The sequence below is a fragment of the Rhizobium sp. CB3060 genome, from assembly GCF_025200735.1.
Lineage (GTDB): Bacteria > Pseudomonadota > Alphaproteobacteria > Rhizobiales > Rhizobiaceae > Rhizobium.
In genome coordinates this window covers 2,561,592-2,579,175 of sequence record NZ_CP104158.1, presented here as the reverse complement: position 1 = coordinate 2,579,175, position 17,584 = coordinate 2,561,592, and the positions used below count along the sequence as shown (strand labels likewise).

Below are 17,584 nucleotides of genomic sequence, written 5' to 3'. Positions count from 1 at the left end.
GACTCGAGGTGTCGACAGCGAACAGCGCATCGCCCTGCCTGCATTCATGTCGCGGAGGCATCGATGCTGAGCGTGCGCCAGGTGTGTAACCCGTACCCTGGCGGTCTCATCACTGGTGTTGTCCTAATGACGATTGGATATCTTTATGCGTGAAGTATCCGTGATCCTCAGCTCAACGATTACCTGTCCAATCTGCGGCTTCAAAGCGTCAGAAACAATGCCAACTGACGCGTGCCAATATTTCTACGAGTGCAAAAGCTGCAGTGCCGTTCTTCGACCGAGGGCGGGCGATTGTTGCGTGTTCTGTTCGTTTGGAACAGTTCCTTGCCCGCCTGTTCAGGCTCAAGGCAAACAGGGCCGTTGCTGTTGATCGGTGTGACGTCGGGCTGCCAGTGCGGTTCAGTCGTCTGGCTTCCAACCGCTGCCGTCCCAACGGCCACCCGATTTACGCCGATAGACTAGGAGGCCGGTCTGTTTCAGTGGAGAACTGACCTTTTTTAGTGCTTATTAACAGTAACGCGTTGTAATACGTTTTCTTGGTAATTTAAGTGCCGAGGTTTGCAATCTATGGCATGAGCCTCAAGCATCGATGTTCGCGCCGCCCATGGAATTCCGGGGAGGAGAACGGGATGCCGCAGTCCCTCAAAGGGACGCTGCAATCACGGGAGTGCATATGAAACGTCGCTATTTCGGAACGGACGGAATCCGCGGACAATCCAATATCTATCCGATGACGCCGGATCTCGCCATGCGCGTGGGTATCGCCGCCGGCACGATTTTCCATCGGGGCAGTCATCGCCATCGAGTGGTCATCGGCAAGGATACGCGTCTCTCCGGCTACATGCTGGAAAACGCCATGGTGGCGGGTTTCACCGCAGCCGGTGTCGACGCCTTCGTTCTCGGTCCGATTCCGACGCCTGCCGTCGCCATGCTGACGCGGTCACTGCGCGCCGATATCGGTGTGATGATCTCTGCTTCGCACAATCCTTACGAAGACAACGGCATCAAGCTTTTCGGCCCCGATGGCTACAAGCTGTCCGACGATCTCGAAACGAAGATCGAGGATCTGCTGGAAAAGGACATGACGGCGCATCTCGCCAAGTCGGAAAACATCGGCCGCGCCAAACGCGTCGACGGCGTGCATGACCGTTATATCGAGCATGCCAAGCGCACGCTACCGCGCGATGTGACGCTGCAGGGCCTGCGCATCGCCATTGATTGCGCCAATGGCGCCGCCTACAAGGTCGCGCCCGCCGTACTGTGGGAACTCGGCGCCGATGTCGTTACCATCGGTAACGAGCCGAACGGCACCAATATCAATCTCAATTGCGGCTCCACCAGCCCGGTCGCGCTGCAGAAGAAGGTGGACGAAGTGCGTGCCGATATCGGCATCGCGCTTGATGGCGACGCCGATCGCGTCATCATCGTCGACGAAACCGGCACGATTGTTGACGGTGACCAACTGATGGCCGTCATCGCCGAGAGCTGGGCCGAGAGCCAGTTGCTGCGCGGCAATGGCATCGTCGCGACCGTCATGTCTAATCTCGGTCTGGAACGCTTCCTGGAAGACAAGGGCATGGCGCTTGCCCGCACCGCGGTCGGCGACCGTTATGTCGTCGAGCATATGCGCCAGCACAATTACAATGTCGGCGGCGAGCAGTCCGGCCATATCGTGCTCTCCGACTATGGCACGACCGGCGATGGCCTTGTGGCGGCGTTGCAGATCCTGGCTGCGGTCAAGCGCACCGGCAAGCCGGTCAGCGAAGTCTGCCGCCGCTTCGAACCGGTGCCGCAGCTTCTGCGCAATGTCCGCATTTCCGGCGGCAAGCCGCTGGAAGACATGCAGGTGCGCAAGGCGATCGCCGATGCCGAAAGTGAGCTTGCCCGCAACGGCACCGAGCCGCTGATCCGCGTCATGGCGGAAGGCGACGACCGTGGTCAGATCGAGCGCATCGTCGGCGGTCTGATCGATGTGATCTCGAGCGTTCGCAACGCTGCCTGATTAAGCTGTCGGTTATTCAGATATCGGCAAGAAATCCGCGGCCGCCTGATGGGGCGGCCGTTGATATTGCTCGCGGCAAGAGGATCACCGGAACATTTCGCCGGGATAAGCACCCCAGAGCATGTTCTGCCTGACATAGCCGCTCGCGGAATGCTTCCGCACGGAGACGCTACACCAAGCGCCGGTACAGGAGCGTAGCGACAGCAAGACGCCGGGCTGCAGTTCAGCGATGAGTGTGGCCGTCGTTTCCGGGCTTCCGCGCAGCATCGCGTTTGTCTTCAGCCATGGCCCGACGACCGCCGTGCGCAGCCCCGAAAGAAGGGCGCTATGCATCCATCCGGTCGTGCCGATATCATCGCGCACCTGTCGCCAATGGCCGTATTCGTCGATGATCTCCAGCGGCAGGCCGGGTTTCATATAGATCCATTTGGTTGGATAAATCGTCGATGGCCCAGCGCGCATACGCGCCTTGTATGCTTTCAGCGACACATAGCGAGGGATGGGTAATCCCGTCTCTCGTCCCTTGTTCCAGCTCGTCGCTGCGGCCGGCAGTGTGGGAACCGGGCCGGCGAGGGCGGCGGTCGTCAGAAAGCTAAATGCGAGGCATAGGCCGGCACCCAGATTGCGAAAGCAAGTCAACGACTTCCTCCATATTTTACGCCCCGGCTGCGGTCATGGTATCGGACCGATTATTGCCAATTGGTTTAAGAGTTGGGAAACATCTTGATGCCTGGGACACTGCGTCACTTGGGCGAGGGCCAATCCGGAAGCAAAATGATGCCGAACTTTGCCGCGGCCTCGCGGAGACGCTCGATCTCCTCGGGTGTCGGCGGTCCGACGACTTCATCCGGTTGAAGTTCGTGGCCACCTTCTTCGAGAAACCCGTCGAACCGAGCGGGGGTTCCGATCAAGATGTATCTGCTGGGATCGCCGGTCATATTCATAAGCTGGTGCGGAATGCCGCGCGGCAGGAAGAGGCTTTCGCCTGCAGCCAAGCGTAGAGGCTGGCCGTCGAGCACTGCTGTCAGCTCGCCTTCAAGGACGTAAACCGTCTCGTCGTCCTTGGCGTGGACGTGGATCGGCGTCCTCGTATTTCCGTTGCTTTTGTTCTCGAAGAGACAGAACTGCCCTCCGGTCTGGTCGCCGGACAACAAGCGTTTCATGACGACGCCTGCAAGAACGAATTCTTTGCTGTCGATATCACTCATTGTCGCTTCCTTTCCACGGATCGTGCAGGTGAAGGGTGGCGGGGGCCCCGATCATTTAATGGGAGTGTGATCGCCAAAGACGATCGATGCCGTGATGCGCCGGGTCCGTATCATCCACGGATTGCGTTTCGCATCTCCATGGAGCAAGTCCTGGGCGAATAATTCTGAACCAGATATGCGATATAAGAATGGCCGGGTGCGCGCTCTCTGGCTTTTCCTGCGGCGCGAGGTGTCCTATTCCTGTAACGGGAAAAGCCAAGTCAATCAAAGACATTGCGGGTTCGTACGCTTAGTTTTACGAATCGCTAATGTACAGGGCCAAGTATATCCATCGACCGAACAGAGTAAATATTCGTAGTTAATTGGGTTTTAACCCTTATCATTCACTATCCATATCATGTCTTTCGGTTGGCAGGCTTTTGCCGTGCCAATGGCAATAAATTTGGAGCCAAAGCCATGATGAAAACTTTGATTGGGGCCGCTGCTGCTCTCTTTGTCGGCACATCCGCTTTTTCGGCCGATCTCTATACGCCGGAACCGGCTCAGCCGGCGCCGGAAGTTGCCGTCAGCCAATCGAGCGGCTGGTATCTGCGCGGCGATGTCGGTTATGCCTTCACCGATCTGCGTGGCGCCAATTATTTCCAGGGCTCCAATTCCAGCCTTGTCGATTTCGACAGCGCAAAGCTTGATGACAATTTCACGCTAGGTGGCGGTGTCGGTTACCAGATCAACAACTACCTGCGCACGGACGTGACGCTGGATTATCTCTTCAAGTCCGATTTCAAGGGTTCGACAAGCGGCGATTGCGGAGCCTGCGGCCCTGGTTTCACTGCCGTGCCCGCGACCTCCCGAGATGTGGCGTCGCTGACGGCCTATAGCTTGCTTGCCAACGCCTATGTCGATATCGGCACCTACGGCATCTTCACCCCCTATGTGGGCGGTGGTCTCGGCGGCACTTACGTTAAATGGAGCAACCTGAAGAATACCTCCTGCTCCAACGCCGATTCGAGTTCCTGCGACGAAACCGTTACCCACAATGGTCGCGGTAGCTGGCGCTTCACCTATGCGCTGATGGCCGGTACTTCGATCGATCTCTCGTGCAATCTCAAGGCCGATGTCGGCTATCGTTACCGCCACATCGAAGGCGGCGATATGTTCGGCTATGCGGAAAACGGCGGTCCGGGGTACGACAAGGGCCTCAACCTGCATGAAGCCCGCCTCGGTGCCCGCTATACGTTTGGCGGCTGCCAGACAGCCAGCTACATGCCGCCGGCTGATATCCCTGTCCAGCCGCAGCCGGTCTACAAGTAAGCCTTTCTACGGCCAAGCCTTTGAAAAGCCGTCCGGTTCGTCCGGGCGGCTTTTTACTTTTTTCTGTCGCCGTTAAGCAATTCAACCGCGTTTTAAACCTTCGTTAACCATGAATTCCCTATGGTTAATGAAATGACAATGGCTGCGGCTCGGCCCGGTCTCTCCTCTCGGAGAGCCAGAATGGCGGGTACGACAAGGGCGGGCCGGCTTGAAAGCGGGTACCGGCCCGAGGTTGGAAGGCGAGGGGTAATGATCCGTTTCGACGCTTTTGCGCTGGCCGCGATGATGGCGAGCGCGGTTGCGGGCACTGCTTTTGCGGGTGATCTGCCGCCGGAGATCAAGATGCCCGAGGTCAGCGTCAAGGATGCTAGGGGCTGGTATGTGCGGGGCGATCTCGGCTATGCGGTCAACGCCAGCCACGACGACACAACCTTCCGCGCTTATGACTCCACCAGCGGCGATTACAGCTCCAGCCGCTTTGATTCCGACCGCTTCAGCGGCGATTTTTCGGGTGGCCTCGGCGTTGGTTATCAATTCAACGACTTGCTTCGTGCCGATATCACCGGCGACTATTTCAGCGGCGATTTCGATGGCCGGATTTCGAGCGCGTCGCCCTGCGCAGGCGGCGCAGCCGGTACGGGTTGCTCCACCAAAGCGCGCTCTTCTTTCAAGGCGGGTAGCCTGATGGTGAACGGCTATGTCGATCTCGGCACGCTGGCCGGCTTTACGCCCTATGTCGGTGCCGGTCTCGGCGCGACGAGGGTTTCCTGGAACAGCGTCAATGCTGTCGGCTCCTGTGTCGACGGTGTCTCCGGCTGCGGTGGTGCTGCTTCGGTCAGCGCGCGTTATCCCGGCGAAAGCGATTGGCGCATGACCTATGCATTGATGGCCGGAGTCGCCTATGAAGTGGCCCCGAATGTGAAACTCGATCTCGGCTATCGCTTCTCGCATATCGCCGGCGGCGATATGTTCGGTTATTCGGCAGCGGACGCGTCAGCCGGCGCCGGCGGTACGATGGGCCGCGATGGCGCTTTGTCGCGACACGAGATTCGTATCGGGTTGCGAATCACCACCTGGTAGGGTCGCTGCCTACGGCGTTGTGAGCACGTAGGCGATGCGGCGGAAGAAATCCAACGTGCGGAAGAGATGCGCGGGAACGCGCCGCCAGGCAGCGGATTTCGCGGCACGATAGTCACGACGCCAGCCAATCATCGTGCTCCGCTGCAACGGGCTGAAGCCGACGATGTTGGCGCGCGTCGTGAAGATGGATGTGTGCATATCCCAGCCGCGTTCCACGGCGACATCCCAGGGCAGGGACATGACCGCGAGCGCCTTGACGATCTTTTCAGCGCCACTGCGCGTTACAAGGTAGCAGGCCGTCGAGCCTTGCGGGCCGAAGAGGCAGCGGCCGATCACATCTCCCGCACGGCTGCGGGTCGCGGCACGGAAGCCGCCCCAGCGATGGTTCACGAGCTTGATGACCTCGGCGTTCGGGATAGCTTCCTTTGCCGCCATGGCACGGGCGAGGAAATCGCCGTCCAGCGCTATGTCGTCTTCAATGATGACAGCCGCTTCGCTGCCGTCGGCAAGAAATTGGCGCAATGCCATCAGATGACTGCGGTAGCAGCCATATTCGCCGGGCAGAATGACCCTGCCGTGCCGACGTCGGAAACGGTCGTGATCGACGTCGATCCATTGCTCCCGCGGCAAAAGAGCGCCGTCGACGCAGTCGACGCGCTCGATCCTGATGCCGAATTCATCGCTCTGCCGCTTAATTTCCGCCAGTCTGTCCGTCGCTCGATCAATATTGATGAGGTAAACGGGTAGCGGCTGCGCGGGCGTGCGAGGGCTTTCGGACAGTGCGGCTTGGTACATTAAAGACATTTGTTCTTCATCTGTTGGCGCAGAGCCATTCAACGCCGATACATATGGGTGTGTCTCCGCAAAGAAGCCAGCTTTTCTGTGACTAACCTAGCGTGATTTTGCTGTGCGAAGCTTATCCCATCGGCATCATTGCTGCACGAATGCGTGAAGCATTGTCCATCCGCCCAATTTACCTATTGCACCGGCAGGCCGCTTCCAATATATCCGACGGCGGGACACTCCTCCCCAACGAGGAGCTTTCTATCTGAGAGGATAGCATCATGACTAAGCTCGCCAAGCCGGACATCCGTCCGAACAATACCCATTTCTCTTCTGGCCCCTGCTCGAAGCGCCCTGGTTGGACGCTCGATGCTCTTTCCGACGCGGCTCTTGGCCGTTCGCACCGCGCGAAAGTCGGCAAGGCCAAGCTAAAGCAGGCCATCGATCTTACCCGTGACATTCTGGAAGTGCCCGCGGACTACCGCATCGGCATCGTTCCGGCTTCCGATACCGGCGCCGTCGAAATGGCGCTCTGGTCGCTGCTCGGAGAACGTGGTGTCGACATGCTCGCCTGGGAAAGCTTTGGCGCTGGCTGGGTCACCGACGTCGTCAAGCAGCTTAAGCTCAAGGATGTCCGCAAGCTTGAGGCCGGTTACGGCGAGCTGCCCGATCTTTCCGCCGTCGATTTCGACCGCGACGTGGTCTTCACCTGGAACGGCACCACTTCTGGTGTCCGCGTTCCGAATGCCGATTTCATTCCGGCCGATCGTAAGGGCCTGACGATCTGCGACGCCACCTCGGCGGCTTTCGCTCAGAACCTCGATTTTGCCAAGCTCGACGTCGTCACCTTCTCCTGGCAGAAGGTGCTGGGCGGCGAGGGCGCGCATGGCGTCATTATCCTTAGCCCCCGCGCTGTCGAGCGCCTGACGACCTATGTACCGGCGTGGCCGCTGCCGAAAATTTTCCGCATGACCAGCGGCGGCAAGCTGATCGAAGGCATCTTCACCGGCGAGACGATTAACACGCCGTCGATGCTTTGCGTCGAGGACTATATCGACGCTCTCCTCTGGGCCAAGGAGCTCGGCGGTCTCAAGGCGCTGATCGGCCGTGCCGATGCCAACGCCAAGGTCATCCATGACTTCGTTGCCGCTAACGACTGGATCGCCAATCTCGCCGTCAAGGCCGAGACGGAGTCCAACACCTCCGTCTGCCTGAAGATCGTCGACAAGGACGTTACGGCTCTCGATGAGGACGGCCAGGCGAATTTTGCCAAGGGCCTCGTCGCGCTGCTCGAAAAGGAAGGCGTCGCCTATGACGTCGGCCATTACCGCGACGCGCCTTCGGGCCTGCGCATATGGGCGGGTGCGACGATCGAAGCTGCCGACATGCAGAAGCTGATGCCCTGGCTCTCCTGGGCTTTCGAAACGCAGAAGGCGACGCTCTCCCAGGCTGCTGCCTGAGATCATGGCGTCCACAGGCTCCGCCAGGAAGGCGGAGCCCAGCATTCGCATTTCAATCACAGTTGACCCTTTCAGGAGGCCTCCATGGCACCCCGCGTTCTCGTATCCGACGAACTGTCGGAAACCGCCGTCCAGATCTTTCGCGATCGCGGCGTCGAAGTCGATTTCCAGCCGCAGCTCGGCAAGGACAAAGACAAGCTGCTCGAAATCATCGGCAATTATGATGGCCTCGCCATCCGCTCCGCCACCAAGGTGACAGAGAAGATCATCGAAGCGGCGAAGAACCTCAAGGTCGTCGGCCGCGCCGGCATCGGCGTCGACAATGTCGATATCCCGGCCGCTTCGCGCCGCGGTATCATCGTCATGAACACGCCCTTCGGCAATTCGATCACGACCGCAGAGCACGCTATCGCGCTGATGTTCGCCGTTGCCCGACAGCTTCCTTCCGCCGATGCCTCGACCCAGGCCGGCAAGTGGGAAAAGTCGAAATTCATGGGTGTCGAAATCACCGGCAAGACGCTCGGCGTCATCGGCGCCGGCAATATCGGTTCCATCGTCATCGCCCGCGCCATCGGCCTGAAGATGCATGTCGTTGCCTATGACCCGTTCCTTTCCAAGGAACGCGCCGAGGAAATGGGCGTCGTCAAGGTCGAGCTCGACGAACTCTTCGCTCGCGGCGATTTCATCACGCTGCACGTGCCGCTCACCGACAAGACGCGCAACATCATTGACGCTGACGCACTCGGCAAGACGAAGCCGGGCGTGCGTATCATCAACTGCGCTCGCGGCGGTCTGGTGGATGAGGCAGCCCTTGCCGCCGCCATCAAGTCTGGCCATGTCGCCGGTGCCGCCTTCGACGTCTTCGAAGTCGAGCCCGCCAAGGAAAGCCCGCTGTTCGGCCTGCCGAACGTCGTCTGCACGCCGCATCTTGGCGCATCGACCACCGAAGCGCAGGAGAATGTCGCTCTGCAGGTCGCCGAGCAGATGTCGGATTATCTCGTCAAGGGCGCGGTTTCCAACGCCATCAACATGCCCTCGATCACCGCTGAGGAAGCGCCGATCCTAAAGCCGTTCATCAAGCTTGCCGACGTTCTCGGCGCTTTCGTCGGCCAGGTGACGGACGATCCGATCAAGGAAATCGAGATCCTCTATGACGGCGTTACCGCGGGCATGAACACCAAGGCGCTGACGAGTGCGCTGCTGGCCGGCCTCATCCGCAATCAGGTTGCCGACGTCAACATGGTTTCGGCGCCGATCATGATCAAGGAAAAGGGCATCGTGCTCGCCGAAGTCAAGCGCGACAAGACCGGCGTCTATGACGGCTACATCAAGCTGACCGTCACCACCGACAGCATGACGCGCTCGATCGCCGGCACCGTCTTCTCCGACGGCAAGCCGCGCTTCATCCAGATCAAGGGCATCAATCTCGACGCCGATGTAGGCAACCACATGATCTATATCGCCAACACCGACGTTCCCGGCATGATCGGCTTCATCGGCACGACGCTCGGCGCGGCCAATGTCAACATCGCCAACTTCCAGCTCGGCCGCGACAAGCAGGGCGGCGATGCCATCGCGCTGCTTTATGTCGACGGCGCGATCAACGATGAGGTTCTGGCCAAGCTGGCCGCCCATCAGGCGATCCGTCAGGCAAAGCCGTTGGTGTTCAACGTCGACTAAGTCAAGCTCCTCCCAAGAGCGACACGAAGGCCCGGCGCAACGTGAGTTGCACCGGGTTTTTCATGATTGCAAACGGGTTGTGGATAAGTTTGCGCAAGAGACTATCGGCACCCGTGGAACGCGCCTATCTCTTAGTCATGGGGGCGTCACAACGGAATATTTTCGAAAATATCACGGGTAGGCCGGCGACGGCCTGGCTTGCGAAACCGGCCGCGGTAGCGATCGTGCTATTTGCGCGCGCTATTACTGCCGTGCGGGCGATCTGGTCGGAAAGTGGCGTGCCCACAGGCCGCTGCGTCTATTTCGCCAATCACTCCAGCCATGGCGATTTCATCCTCATCTGGGCGGTGCTGCCGCCGCGGCTCAGGCGGCGAACACGCCCAGTCGCCGGCGCCGATTACTGGCTGAAATCGAAGCTGAACAGCTTCATTGGCCGCGACGTCTTCAATGCCGTGCTGATCGAACGGGACCGCGAGGCGCGGACGGAAGATCCGATCGAGCAGATGGCTGCCGCTATCGACGCGGGCTCTTCGCTGATCCTGTTTCCCGAGGGCACGCGAAACCTGACGGACGCACCGCTGCAACCCTTCAAGAGTGGGCTATTTCATCTGGCGAGGATGCGCCCCGATATCGATCTCGTTCCCGTCTGGATCAACAATCTCAATCGTGTCATGCCCAAGGGCGAGTTCGTGCCCATTCCGTTGATCTGCACCGTGACCTTTGGCGAGGCGCTGCGCATCGGCGCAGACGAAGAGAAGGCGGATTTTCTGGCGCGTGCGCAAGCGGCGCTACTGGCCCTCTCGCCCAAACAAATGGGGAGTGGTGAATGAGCGCAGCAAGCTCCGATCTCATCCACCTTATCCTCGGTATCCTCGGCGTTCTGATCGTCGCATCCGTCGTCGGCTATGTGCTGCAGCGGCGCCTGTCGCCCGATGGTTCCAACGCGGCGATCGAAAACCTCAATGCCCGCATCAAGGCCTGGTGGGCGATGGTGATCCTGATCGGCATCGCCTTTCTGGCGGGGCGCGCCGGCGTCATCCTGCTCTTTGCCTTCTGCTCCTTCGCGGCGCTGCGCGAATTCATCACGCTGATCAACACCAGGCGCGCCGACCATTGGGCGCTGGCGGCAGCCTTTTTTGTTGCGCTGCCTGTGCAATATTATCTGCTCTGGGCCGAGCAATACGGCATCTTTTCCATCTTCATCCCGGTCTATGCCTTTCTCTTCATGCCTATTATCGCGGTCTTGCGCGGCGATACCGAGCGCTTCCTGATCCGCATTGCCGAGGTGCAATGGGCACTGATGATCTGCGTCTTCTGCGCGTCGCATGTGCCGGCATTGCTGACCCTGCACATACCGGGCTATGAGGGCCGCAATGTGCTTTTGATCGCGTTCCTCGTCATCGTCGTGCAGCTCAGCGATGTCCTGCAATATGTCTGGGGCAAGCTGTTCGGTCGCCGTAAGATCGCGCCGAAACTATCGCCATCCAAAACGGTCGAAGGCTTTGTCGGTGGTGTCGTCAGCGCGACCTTGATCGGGGCTGCGCTCTGGTGGATCACGCCGTTCACGCCGCTGCAGGCAGGCTTGCTTGCCTTCGTGATTACCCTGATGGGCTTCTTCGGCGGGCTGGTGATGTCGGCGATCAAGAGGGATCGCGGCGTCAAGGACTGGGGGCATCTGATCGAAGGCCATGGCGGGCTGATCGACCGGCTCGATTCCGTCGTCTTCTCAGCACCGATCTTTTTTCATCTCGTGCGCTATTGGTGGTCGGTGTCATGACGGCGCGGGTGAGGGCGCTGGCCGGTAGCAGCATCGTGCACGTGCTTTTCGCTTTCCTTGCCATGGGTGGATGGGCCGTCTTTGCCAACCGTCTGCATCCAATGCCGCAGCCGGTGATCTCCGGTCTCGTCCAGGGCATTCTTTCCGGCTGCCTGACGCTGTTTTTGAAATCGGTGGTGGAAGCCCTGTCCAAACGGTTCCGTGGCTTCACTGTTCTATGGGCGCCGCCATTGATCGCCTGTCTCGGGTCAACGGCCATATTGGTGACGATCCACGCGCTCAGCGGCACGCCGGAGATATTGAAGACCACCGCGGTGCCGCTGCTGGTTTCGACCAGCTATGCGGCGATCTACAATTATTCGATTTCCGGCGGGAGGCGTTAGGTCCATGGCGGGCGAGGGAATGGGCGACAGGCGGCCATTGGCAAGCCGCAACACGCGCTGGGCGCAGGGGCTGGCGCGGCGGATGACGAATTTGTCGGTGACACCGAACCAGATATCGCAGGCGAGCATCGTCATGGCGGCACTGGCCGGCGGTTCTTTCTGGCTGTCGGGGCAGGGCAGTGGCGGGCTGCGCGCCCTATTCCTGATCCTTGCGGCACTCTTCTGCCAACTTCGCCTGCTCTGCAATTTGCTGGATGGCATGGTCGCCGTCGAGGGCGGCAAGGGCGCGGCGGATGGGCCGTTCTGGAATGAATTCCCGGATCGCGTCGCCGATATCCTGATCTTCGCTGGCGTTGGCTATGGCATTGGCGCTTCCGGCCTTGGCTGGGCTGCCGCCGCCTTCGCCGTTCTCACCGCCTATGTCCGCGAGCTTGGCCGCGCTACCGGCAATCCCAGCGATTTCGGCGGGCCGATGGCCAAACAGCATCGCATGGCAACGATGACCGCGGCCGCTCTGCTCTCGGTCGTCGAAGTGCTCTGGAGCGGCGGCTCCTGGATACTGACCATCGCGCTCTGGATCGTCGCCGTCGGCGCAGCCGTGACGGCTCTTCGCCGCAGTCTCTATCTTATCGAGCGGCTAAAAGCCAAGGGTTGATTGGCGGCCTCGTCCGCTGTCGCGAAGCCGGTGATTCGCCGCCCCTTGCGCCGGGCAGCAATCCTTTCTATATCCCTGATCCATCAAGGCCGGGCGGCCAAGCCGCCGCGTGCCGCAGACGATACAAATCCGCCGCTTTTGCATGGCAACCGGTGGACAGAAGACAGCACCGAAGATCGACTGAGATTGGCGGCAAGACCGTGAACACACTGGATTTTGACAAGAGGCCGGAAGATACGCGCGTTGTCGTCGCCATGTCTGGCGGCGTCGATAGTTCCGTCGTCGCCGGCATTCTGAAGCGTCAGGGCTATGATGTGCTTGGGATCACGTTGCAGCTCTACGATCACGGCGCCGCCGTGCACCGCGCCGGCTCCTGCTGTGCGGGCCAGGATATCGATGATGCCCGCCGCGTCTGCGAGACGCTTGGCATCCCGCATTATGTGCTCGACTACGAAAAGCGCTTCCGCGAAACGGTGATCAATCCCTTCGCCGAAAGCTATGTTGCTGGCGAGACCCCGATCCCCTGCGTAGCCTGCAACCAGACCGTCAAATTCGCCGATCTCCTGGCGACGGCCAAGGAACTCGGCGCCGATGCGCTGGCGACCGGCCACTATATCCGCTCCCGCCCGAACCCGTCGGCCGATCATCCCGGCCGCCGCGCACTCTATCGCCCGGCCGATGCAGATCGCGACCAGAGCTATTTCCTCTTCGCCACCACGCAGGAGCAGATCGACTATCTGCGCTTTCCGCTCGGCGGTATGCCGAAATCGGAGACGCGGGCGCTTGCCGGGGAAATGGGCCTCGTCGTTGCCAAGAAGGCCGACAGCCAGGACATCTGTTTCGTGCCGCAGGGCAAATATTCTGACGTGATCGCCAAGCTGAAGCCGAATGCGGCGCTCGCCGGCGAGATCGTCCATCTCGACGGCCGCGTGCTCGGCCATCACGAGGGCATCCTGCACTATACGATTGGCCAGCGCCGCGGCATCGGCATCGCGACCGGCGAGCCGCTTTATGTCGTCTATCTCGACGCCCGCTCGCGCCGCGTCATCGTCGGCCCGAAGGAGGCGCTGGAAACGCACCGCGTCTATCTCCGTGACGTCAACTGGCTGGGCGACGAACCGTTGGCGCAGGCGGCTTCCGGCGAGGGTTTTGCCTGCTACGCCAAGGTCCGCTCGACCCGCGCGCCGGCCCCTGCCGTGCTGCATGCCGATGCGACTGGCATCTATGTCGACCTGACGATCGGCGAGGCAGGTGTCGCTCCGGGCCAGGCCTGCGCTCTCTATTCCGCCCCGGGTGATGACGCCCGCGTCTACGGCGGCGGCTTCATCGAACGCTCAGAGCGCGAACCGACGGCAGAAGCCTCGCTGAAGGCATTGCTGGCCAGCCCCGTCGCGGCCTGAAGGCGGCGGTGCGGGGCGTGGGGGAAAGCATTGATTTTTCCAAATCATCCGCTTGACACAAAGCCGAACCGCACCTTATAAGCCGCTCAACCGACGAGCCAACGCTCCTCGAGCGGCGGTTTCGTTTGGCCCTTGTGTATAGTCCAGGGGACTATGCGCTGAAGTGGCGGAGTAGCTCAGTAGGTCAGAGCAGAGGAATCATAATCCTTGTGTCGGGGGTTCAAATCCCTCCTCCGCTACCAAAATTTCTCCAATGAAATCAGTAGGTTGGCCGGTCAGCGTTGGAAGATGGCTGATACGCTCGGCTTCTACGCAAATTTAGTCTGCGGACACTGCCTTCAAATACCCGAAATCGCAGCAATCTGAGCAATCAGGGTGGCATAGGTTTCGATATGTCGGCGGTACTCCGCCTCGGTTACCTCCCAGCTCCATTATCCTCTTTGCGAAAATGGCTGATGTCTGGCTCTTCCATCGACTGAAGATGTTCTTGATGCTCTGCAATCTTCTGCTCTTAGCTTTTCAGAGATTCATGCAAACCCATCGCATTTGCGAAGATAGCTCTTTCGGCCGTCATCGGTAAGACAATAGTGGCCGCCACGGGAGCCGACGCAATACGATCCGCCTCGGCAGGAGCAATCTGTTGAAGTCGTCGGTTCCATTTCTTCAGGTGCTGATCCGAAAAGGGATGCGCCGCCCATATAAGACTCGCACGATTGCTTGCTCGCGCTGACAGATCCGTCACTGCAGATGAAAGTTGACCCCTGGCAGTGATCAATGCCGCCTTTTTGGCCACTGCAGGGAGTGTTTGCCGCCACGCAATAAGCCGGCAGCAAGATCAAAGTCGCTCCGCAAATTGCAATCCATGCTCGCATCAAGTCCCCTATGTGCGAGAACTATCCGATCGCTGCAGTGAGACGCGAAGATGGAGCCGCCGCCTATAAGAGGCCACTTCGCCCTAAACTATGACGACTTTATCCGGAATGGCGCGAAAATCGAGTGCGAGAATTCGCCGACAAGTCGCGAACGTCGGCGCAACGTCTTAGAAGTCAATGAAGAAGCTGCACCACCATGAGCGCTATCGTGGTTATGCCTGCACATACCGTCATGGCCGTCAAAATTGAAGTCGACATCATCTCGCTCCTCAATCGAATTTTCGGAATTGATTACAGAAGTGAGAGCGGGATGTCGCGTGACAGATCGCGTGACGGTAGCGAGAGGAACGAGAAGACTTCGCAGCCTTCATTTGTTCAGCCCCGCACGAAACCAAGCGGGAACGACGGCACTTTAAAAAAAGCCCCCGCCTACTTGCGTTTCGGCGGGGGGAGGAAATATGGCAGAACTCTTATATTAGAATGATCGAATTCTATATCAAAGGCGAAAGCGGATTCAAAAAACCCCATTCGACCAGTTTGGGTAACTTTTTGTTTCTGCAATGGCCCAAGAGACTGGCTGCGATCGCAACAGCGCAGCGAGCGACGCCTACTTAGATCTTCGATGCCGACGAGACGAGGCCAACTCAGCTTTCACCCTTATCGATGCGGCGTCTCAAATCCTCGGCGAAATATTTGTAGTTCTCCAGCATATCCTCATAGTGAGTGAGGACTATTGCCGTAATATCCTCCCAGGGGCCGTCACCGAATTTGGCTTGATGCTGGATCTCTCCTGCCTGAATACGAGAGATGCGCTGCGAGAACTCCTCGATCTGCCCGACGCAGTCGGCCAAACGTTCGACAAGCGATTTATCCATCTTCCCCTCCATCGTGCTGGCATCATGATTGTTTGGAAGTCAACAATGATAGACGTGGAAAGACAAGCTCTCCAAGAGGGCATAAGCCCGTCAGCCAGCCTTTGGGCAACGACGACGGGACGCTGATAGGTCTTGCGCGGCGTCATTGGCAGCGGTCAGCGAGTCTCGCGTGTCCTCACATATTGCCGCGATTGTGCCGTCCCCCGAACGCAATGTCGCCTTGAAGCTATGAGACGTCCCGCGGCGACGGTTGCCGGAGCCCGGCCGCTTTTATCAGGAATTATGAGGCCAGCGATGCTTTGGGATCTAATAACAATCGCAGCAATTTTTGCTCTATTTGCCGCCGTCCGCGAGGGTCGACTGATTATTGCCAAGGCAAAAGCTTCGCATTGGAATAACTTCCAACTTCGGTAGAGCGGTTCAGCTTTTCACGGAATCGCACAACCGTTCTATCTCTTTATTCTCGTAATTTCCGGACCGAAAGCCGCTGCGCATTTTCCTGGAATTGCTTTAGGCGATGACGATCTCCGAAACGCTTCACGATAACGGCATGAGTCCAGGCGACAGAAAAAGTGCGCGAAGCGTTCTTTCTTGCGTCTTTTTTGTGACCATTATGACTCCTTGACCGCGTTGGTGCGGAAAGGGGGTGCAATATGGATTACTACGTGACACTCGCAGTCTGCGTTACCGCTGGGTCGTTCGTCTTTGCCGTTATGAATATTCGCTAGACTGGTGCGCAGAAGCACGGCCGACACCGTACGGGCGCGAGTCAAGACGAAACGCGCACCTGTATCGGTCGAGGGATGCCTGAGCTTCCAGCGTCGGGCGGACTAAAGTCGGGAAGAGCTCAGGGCATCATAGGCGTTGATCAAGCGATCCACGTCCAGCCCGTGTTCCTGCGGTCCGAAGCTGAGGTGGCTGACGGTAAAATCCGCATAGATCGCGGTGGGCCGATCGAGGAAAGTCGGCAGGTCGACCGTCAGCGCATATTCATCGTCGCCTTTCGGAAGAGCCATATGCAGGAGGTCTTTTCCGAGCCAGGATATGAAGTTAATCGACTGGCGCTCCGTCCATTCGATGACCTTGTTCGGCAAAGGCAGATGCTTCTCGTCCTTTTCCAGGAAGTAATCGTGAAGCCGGGTTGCGCGCTCGGCGCTTTGCCACAGGCTTCCACCGAACCCTCCAGGCGGGCGCTCGAAATGACCGAGGTCATCGGGAAGTCCGCCCCCTTGTTGCTGCCAATAGGCGCATACGCCGTTGTTCACGACATTTGCGGAGACGACGAAGTAATTCGGGTTGGCCCTTCTAAACTCGATGAATTCATTGAGTTTTTCTATGTCCAGATAGACGATGTCATCGTCACACTTCAGAAATACCGCGCTGGAAAACCTCTCCAGCCGCTTCGCGTAGTAGTCATAGGCCTGCCAATAGGGCAGTTTTTCATTTGGGTTCCCGACGTAGCGTCGTACGGGGGCATTTATATCGCAAAGTTCCAAATCGGCGCCCCATCCGCCGCGCACCATCACCGATGCGCCGGAGCCCAGGTTCAGCTCAGGCCACTTGCCGATCGTCACGCCATTGACCTGAAGTGAGGGAGCACCCGCCGAGTCGATGCTGAGCACGACCTGGTTCGGCAGGCTTGGCGAAAGAACGCTGGGTGTCGATTTGCTCCAGATGGTCGTTGTTTCACCCCGGCTCCCAAAGTTATTCAGTTCGCTGCGCTTGACGCTGCGAAGAGCGGAATGCGTGTTCTGCCAGCCACCGACGACAATTTCGAAGCAATTATCATCGTCACCATTCGGAAGAACGGCGATATGTAGATCGTGGTCTATCTTGGCATTCGCACGGAAGGAGGAGCGGGGCGTGACCGCTCCCTTCAACTGGTACGGCGCTTCGGACCCCATATATCGCGCCGGGCCGAATTCGCGCGTGACCCACTCGTTATCTTCAGAGGAGCGCGTGAAATCCCATATGTGCCATTCATCAATGATGCCATCATTGATGGCCTTGCGGATGTATTTGGTCAGAATCTCCATTCGCTTTTGCCGCCCGGCGAATGTCACAAGAATAACAGGAGTCATAATATCCTCTTCGCTTG

16 protein-coding genes and 1 tRNA gene are annotated in these 17,584 nt (G+C 58.9%); 12 read left to right on the top strand and 5 right to left on the bottom strand.

Translation table 11 applies throughout. From position 1 onward, the window contains the following. Positions 1–160 precede the first annotated feature (160 nt). Positions 161–370, top strand: coding sequence for a GDCCVxC domain-containing (seleno)protein (locus tag N2601_RS12505; protein ID WP_445945007.1), 210 nt, complete (start codon positions 161–163; stop codon positions 368–370). Positions 371–673: 303 nt separating this feature from the next. Beyond that, positions 674–2,002: a phosphoglucosamine mutase gene (gene glmM / locus N2601_RS12500; RefSeq protein WP_260303112.1), complete on the top strand. Its 1,329-nt coding sequence runs from the start codon at positions 674–676 to the stop codon at positions 2,000–2,002. Positions 2,003–2,086: 84 nt separating this feature from the next. Here the strand turns inward: glmM and N2601_RS12495 are convergent, their stop codons facing one another. Together N2601_RS12495 and N2601_RS12490 are read right to left on the bottom strand one after the other, a co-directional pair. Next, positions 2,087–2,641: an SH3 domain-containing protein gene (locus N2601_RS12495; RefSeq protein WP_104824138.1), complete on the bottom strand. Its 555-nt coding sequence runs from the start codon at positions 2,639–2,641 to the stop codon at positions 2,087–2,089. A gap of 104 nt (positions 2,642–2,745) precedes the next feature. Beyond that, a complete protein-coding gene (locus tag N2601_RS12490; protein ID WP_104824137.1) occupies positions 2,746–3,210 on the bottom strand; it encodes a cupin domain-containing protein in 465 nt (154 codons plus the stop codon). 456 nt (positions 3,211–3,666) lie between these two features. On the opposite strand from N2601_RS12490, the gene N2601_RS12485 reads away from it, so the two are divergent. After that, the gene (locus N2601_RS12485) at positions 3,667–4,521 is read left to right on the top strand and encodes an outer membrane protein (protein WP_104824136.1); all 855 of its coding nucleotides are present in this window, start codon (positions 3,667–3,669) and stop codon (positions 4,519–4,521) included. Positions 4,522–4,770: 249 nt separating this feature from the next. After that, positions 4,771–5,601, top strand: a complete 831-nt coding sequence (locus tag N2601_RS12480) for an outer membrane protein (RefSeq protein WP_104824135.1) — start codon at positions 4,771–4,773, stop codon at positions 5,599–5,601. 9 nt (positions 5,602–5,610) lie between these two features. Here the strand turns inward: N2601_RS12480 and N2601_RS12475 are convergent, their stop codons facing one another. Further along, positions 5,611–6,405 (bottom strand): glycosyltransferase family 25 protein, encoded by a 795-nt coding sequence (locus tag N2601_RS12475; protein WP_245463889.1) that lies wholly within the window; start codon positions 6,403–6,405, stop codon positions 5,611–5,613. A 260-nt stretch (positions 6,406–6,665) separates the two neighbouring features. Here N2601_RS12475 and N2601_RS12470 point away from each other — a divergent pair, with 260 nt between their 5' ends. The 8 genes from N2601_RS12470 to N2601_RS12435 all read left to right on the top strand — a co-directional run bounded on the left by N2601_RS12470 (position 6,666) and on the right by N2601_RS12435 (position 13,981). Then, positions 6,666–7,844, top strand: a complete 1,179-nt coding sequence (locus N2601_RS12470; RefSeq protein WP_104824133.1) for a phosphoserine transaminase — start codon at positions 6,666–6,668, stop codon at positions 7,842–7,844. An 84-nt stretch (positions 7,845–7,928) separates the two neighbouring features. Continuing rightward, complete coding sequence (gene serA / locus N2601_RS12465; RefSeq protein ID WP_260303111.1) at positions 7,929–9,524, top strand: phosphoglycerate dehydrogenase; 1,596 nt, start codon at positions 7,929–7,931, stop codon at positions 9,522–9,524. A gap of 137 nt (positions 9,525–9,661) precedes the next feature. Next, positions 9,662–10,354, top strand: a complete 693-nt coding sequence (locus N2601_RS12460; protein ID WP_104824131.1) for a lysophospholipid acyltransferase family protein — start codon at positions 9,662–9,664, stop codon at positions 10,352–10,354. Next, on the top strand, positions 10,351–11,301 hold the full coding sequence (locus tag N2601_RS12455; RefSeq protein WP_104824130.1) for a phosphatidate cytidylyltransferase: 951 nt from the start codon (positions 10,351–10,353) through the stop codon (positions 11,299–11,301). The genes N2601_RS12460 and N2601_RS12455 overlap by 4 nt, the downstream gene beginning before the upstream one ends. Next, positions 11,298–11,684, top strand: coding sequence for a hypothetical protein (locus N2601_RS12450; RefSeq protein ID WP_104825191.1), 387 nt, complete (start codon positions 11,298–11,300; stop codon positions 11,682–11,684). Before N2601_RS12455 ends, N2601_RS12450 begins: the two co-directional genes overlap by 4 nt. 4 nt (positions 11,685–11,688) lie before the next feature. Further along, complete coding sequence (locus N2601_RS12445) at positions 11,689–12,339, top strand: CDP-alcohol phosphatidyltransferase family protein (protein ID WP_104824129.1); 651 nt, start codon at positions 11,689–11,691, stop codon at positions 12,337–12,339. A 200-nt stretch (positions 12,340–12,539) separates the two neighbouring features. Continuing rightward, complete coding sequence (gene mnmA / locus N2601_RS12440; protein WP_104825190.1) at positions 12,540–13,739, top strand: tRNA 2-thiouridine(34) synthase MnmA; 1,200 nt, start codon at positions 12,540–12,542, stop codon at positions 13,737–13,739. 165 nt (positions 13,740–13,904) lie between these two features. Next, a tRNA-Met gene (locus N2601_RS12435) sits at positions 13,905–13,981 on the top strand. Positions 13,982–15,255: 1,274 nt separating this feature from the next. Here N2601_RS12435 and N2601_RS12430 read toward each other — a convergent pair. Next, positions 15,256–15,486, bottom strand: coding sequence for a hypothetical protein (locus N2601_RS12430; protein WP_158704489.1), 231 nt, complete (start codon positions 15,484–15,486; stop codon positions 15,256–15,258). 830 nt (positions 15,487–16,316) lie between these two features. Continuing rightward, positions 16,317–17,567 carry a hypothetical protein gene (locus N2601_RS12425; RefSeq protein ID WP_104824125.1) on the bottom strand — a complete coding sequence of 417 codons (1,251 nt, stop codon included), beginning with the start codon at positions 17,565–17,567 and terminating at the stop codon, positions 16,317–16,319. Positions 17,568–17,584: the final 17 nt, after the last annotated feature.

What these genes read in the sequence shown, in the direction of transcription:
- N2601_RS12425 (WP_104824125.1), bottom strand. Translation starts at nt 17,567, where the DNA reads ATGACTCCTGTTATTCTTGTGACATTCGCCGGGCGGCAAAAGCGAATG.
- N2601_RS12430 (WP_158704489.1), bottom strand. Translation starts at nt 15,486, where the DNA reads ATGGATAAATCGCTTGTCGAACGTTTGGCCGACTGCGTCGGGCAGATC.
- N2601_RS12470 (WP_104824133.1), top strand. Translation starts at nt 6,666, where the DNA reads ATGACTAAGCTCGCCAAGCCGGACATCCGTCCGAACAATACCCATTTC.
- N2601_RS12460 (WP_104824131.1), top strand. Translation starts at nt 9,662, where the DNA reads ATGGGGGCGTCACAACGGAATATTTTCGAAAATATCACGGGTAGGCCG.
- glmM (WP_260303112.1), top strand. Translation starts at nt 674, where the DNA reads ATGAAACGTCGCTATTTCGGAACGGACGGAATCCGCGGACAATCCAAT.
- N2601_RS12445 (WP_104824129.1), top strand. Translation starts at nt 11,689, where the DNA reads ATGGCGGGCGAGGGAATGGGCGACAGGCGGCCATTGGCAAGCCGCAAC.
- N2601_RS12490 (WP_104824137.1), bottom strand. Translation starts at nt 3,210, where the DNA reads ATGAGTGATATCGACAGCAAAGAATTCGTTCTTGCAGGCGTCGTCATG.
- N2601_RS12480 (WP_104824135.1), top strand. Translation starts at nt 4,771, where the DNA reads ATGATCCGTTTCGACGCTTTTGCGCTGGCCGCGATGATGGCGAGCGCG.
- N2601_RS12475 (WP_245463889.1), bottom strand. Translation starts at nt 6,405, where the DNA reads ATGTCTTTAATGTACCAAGCCGCACTGTCCGAAAGCCCTCGCACGCCC.
- N2601_RS12485 (WP_104824136.1), top strand. Translation starts at nt 3,667, where the DNA reads ATGATGAAAACTTTGATTGGGGCCGCTGCTGCTCTCTTTGTCGGCACA.
- N2601_RS12455 (WP_104824130.1), top strand. Translation starts at nt 10,351, where the DNA reads ATGAGCGCAGCAAGCTCCGATCTCATCCACCTTATCCTCGGTATCCTC.
- serA (WP_260303111.1), top strand. Translation starts at nt 7,929, where the DNA reads ATGGCACCCCGCGTTCTCGTATCCGACGAACTGTCGGAAACCGCCGTC.
- N2601_RS12450 (WP_104825191.1), top strand. Translation starts at nt 11,298, where the DNA reads ATGACGGCGCGGGTGAGGGCGCTGGCCGGTAGCAGCATCGTGCACGTG.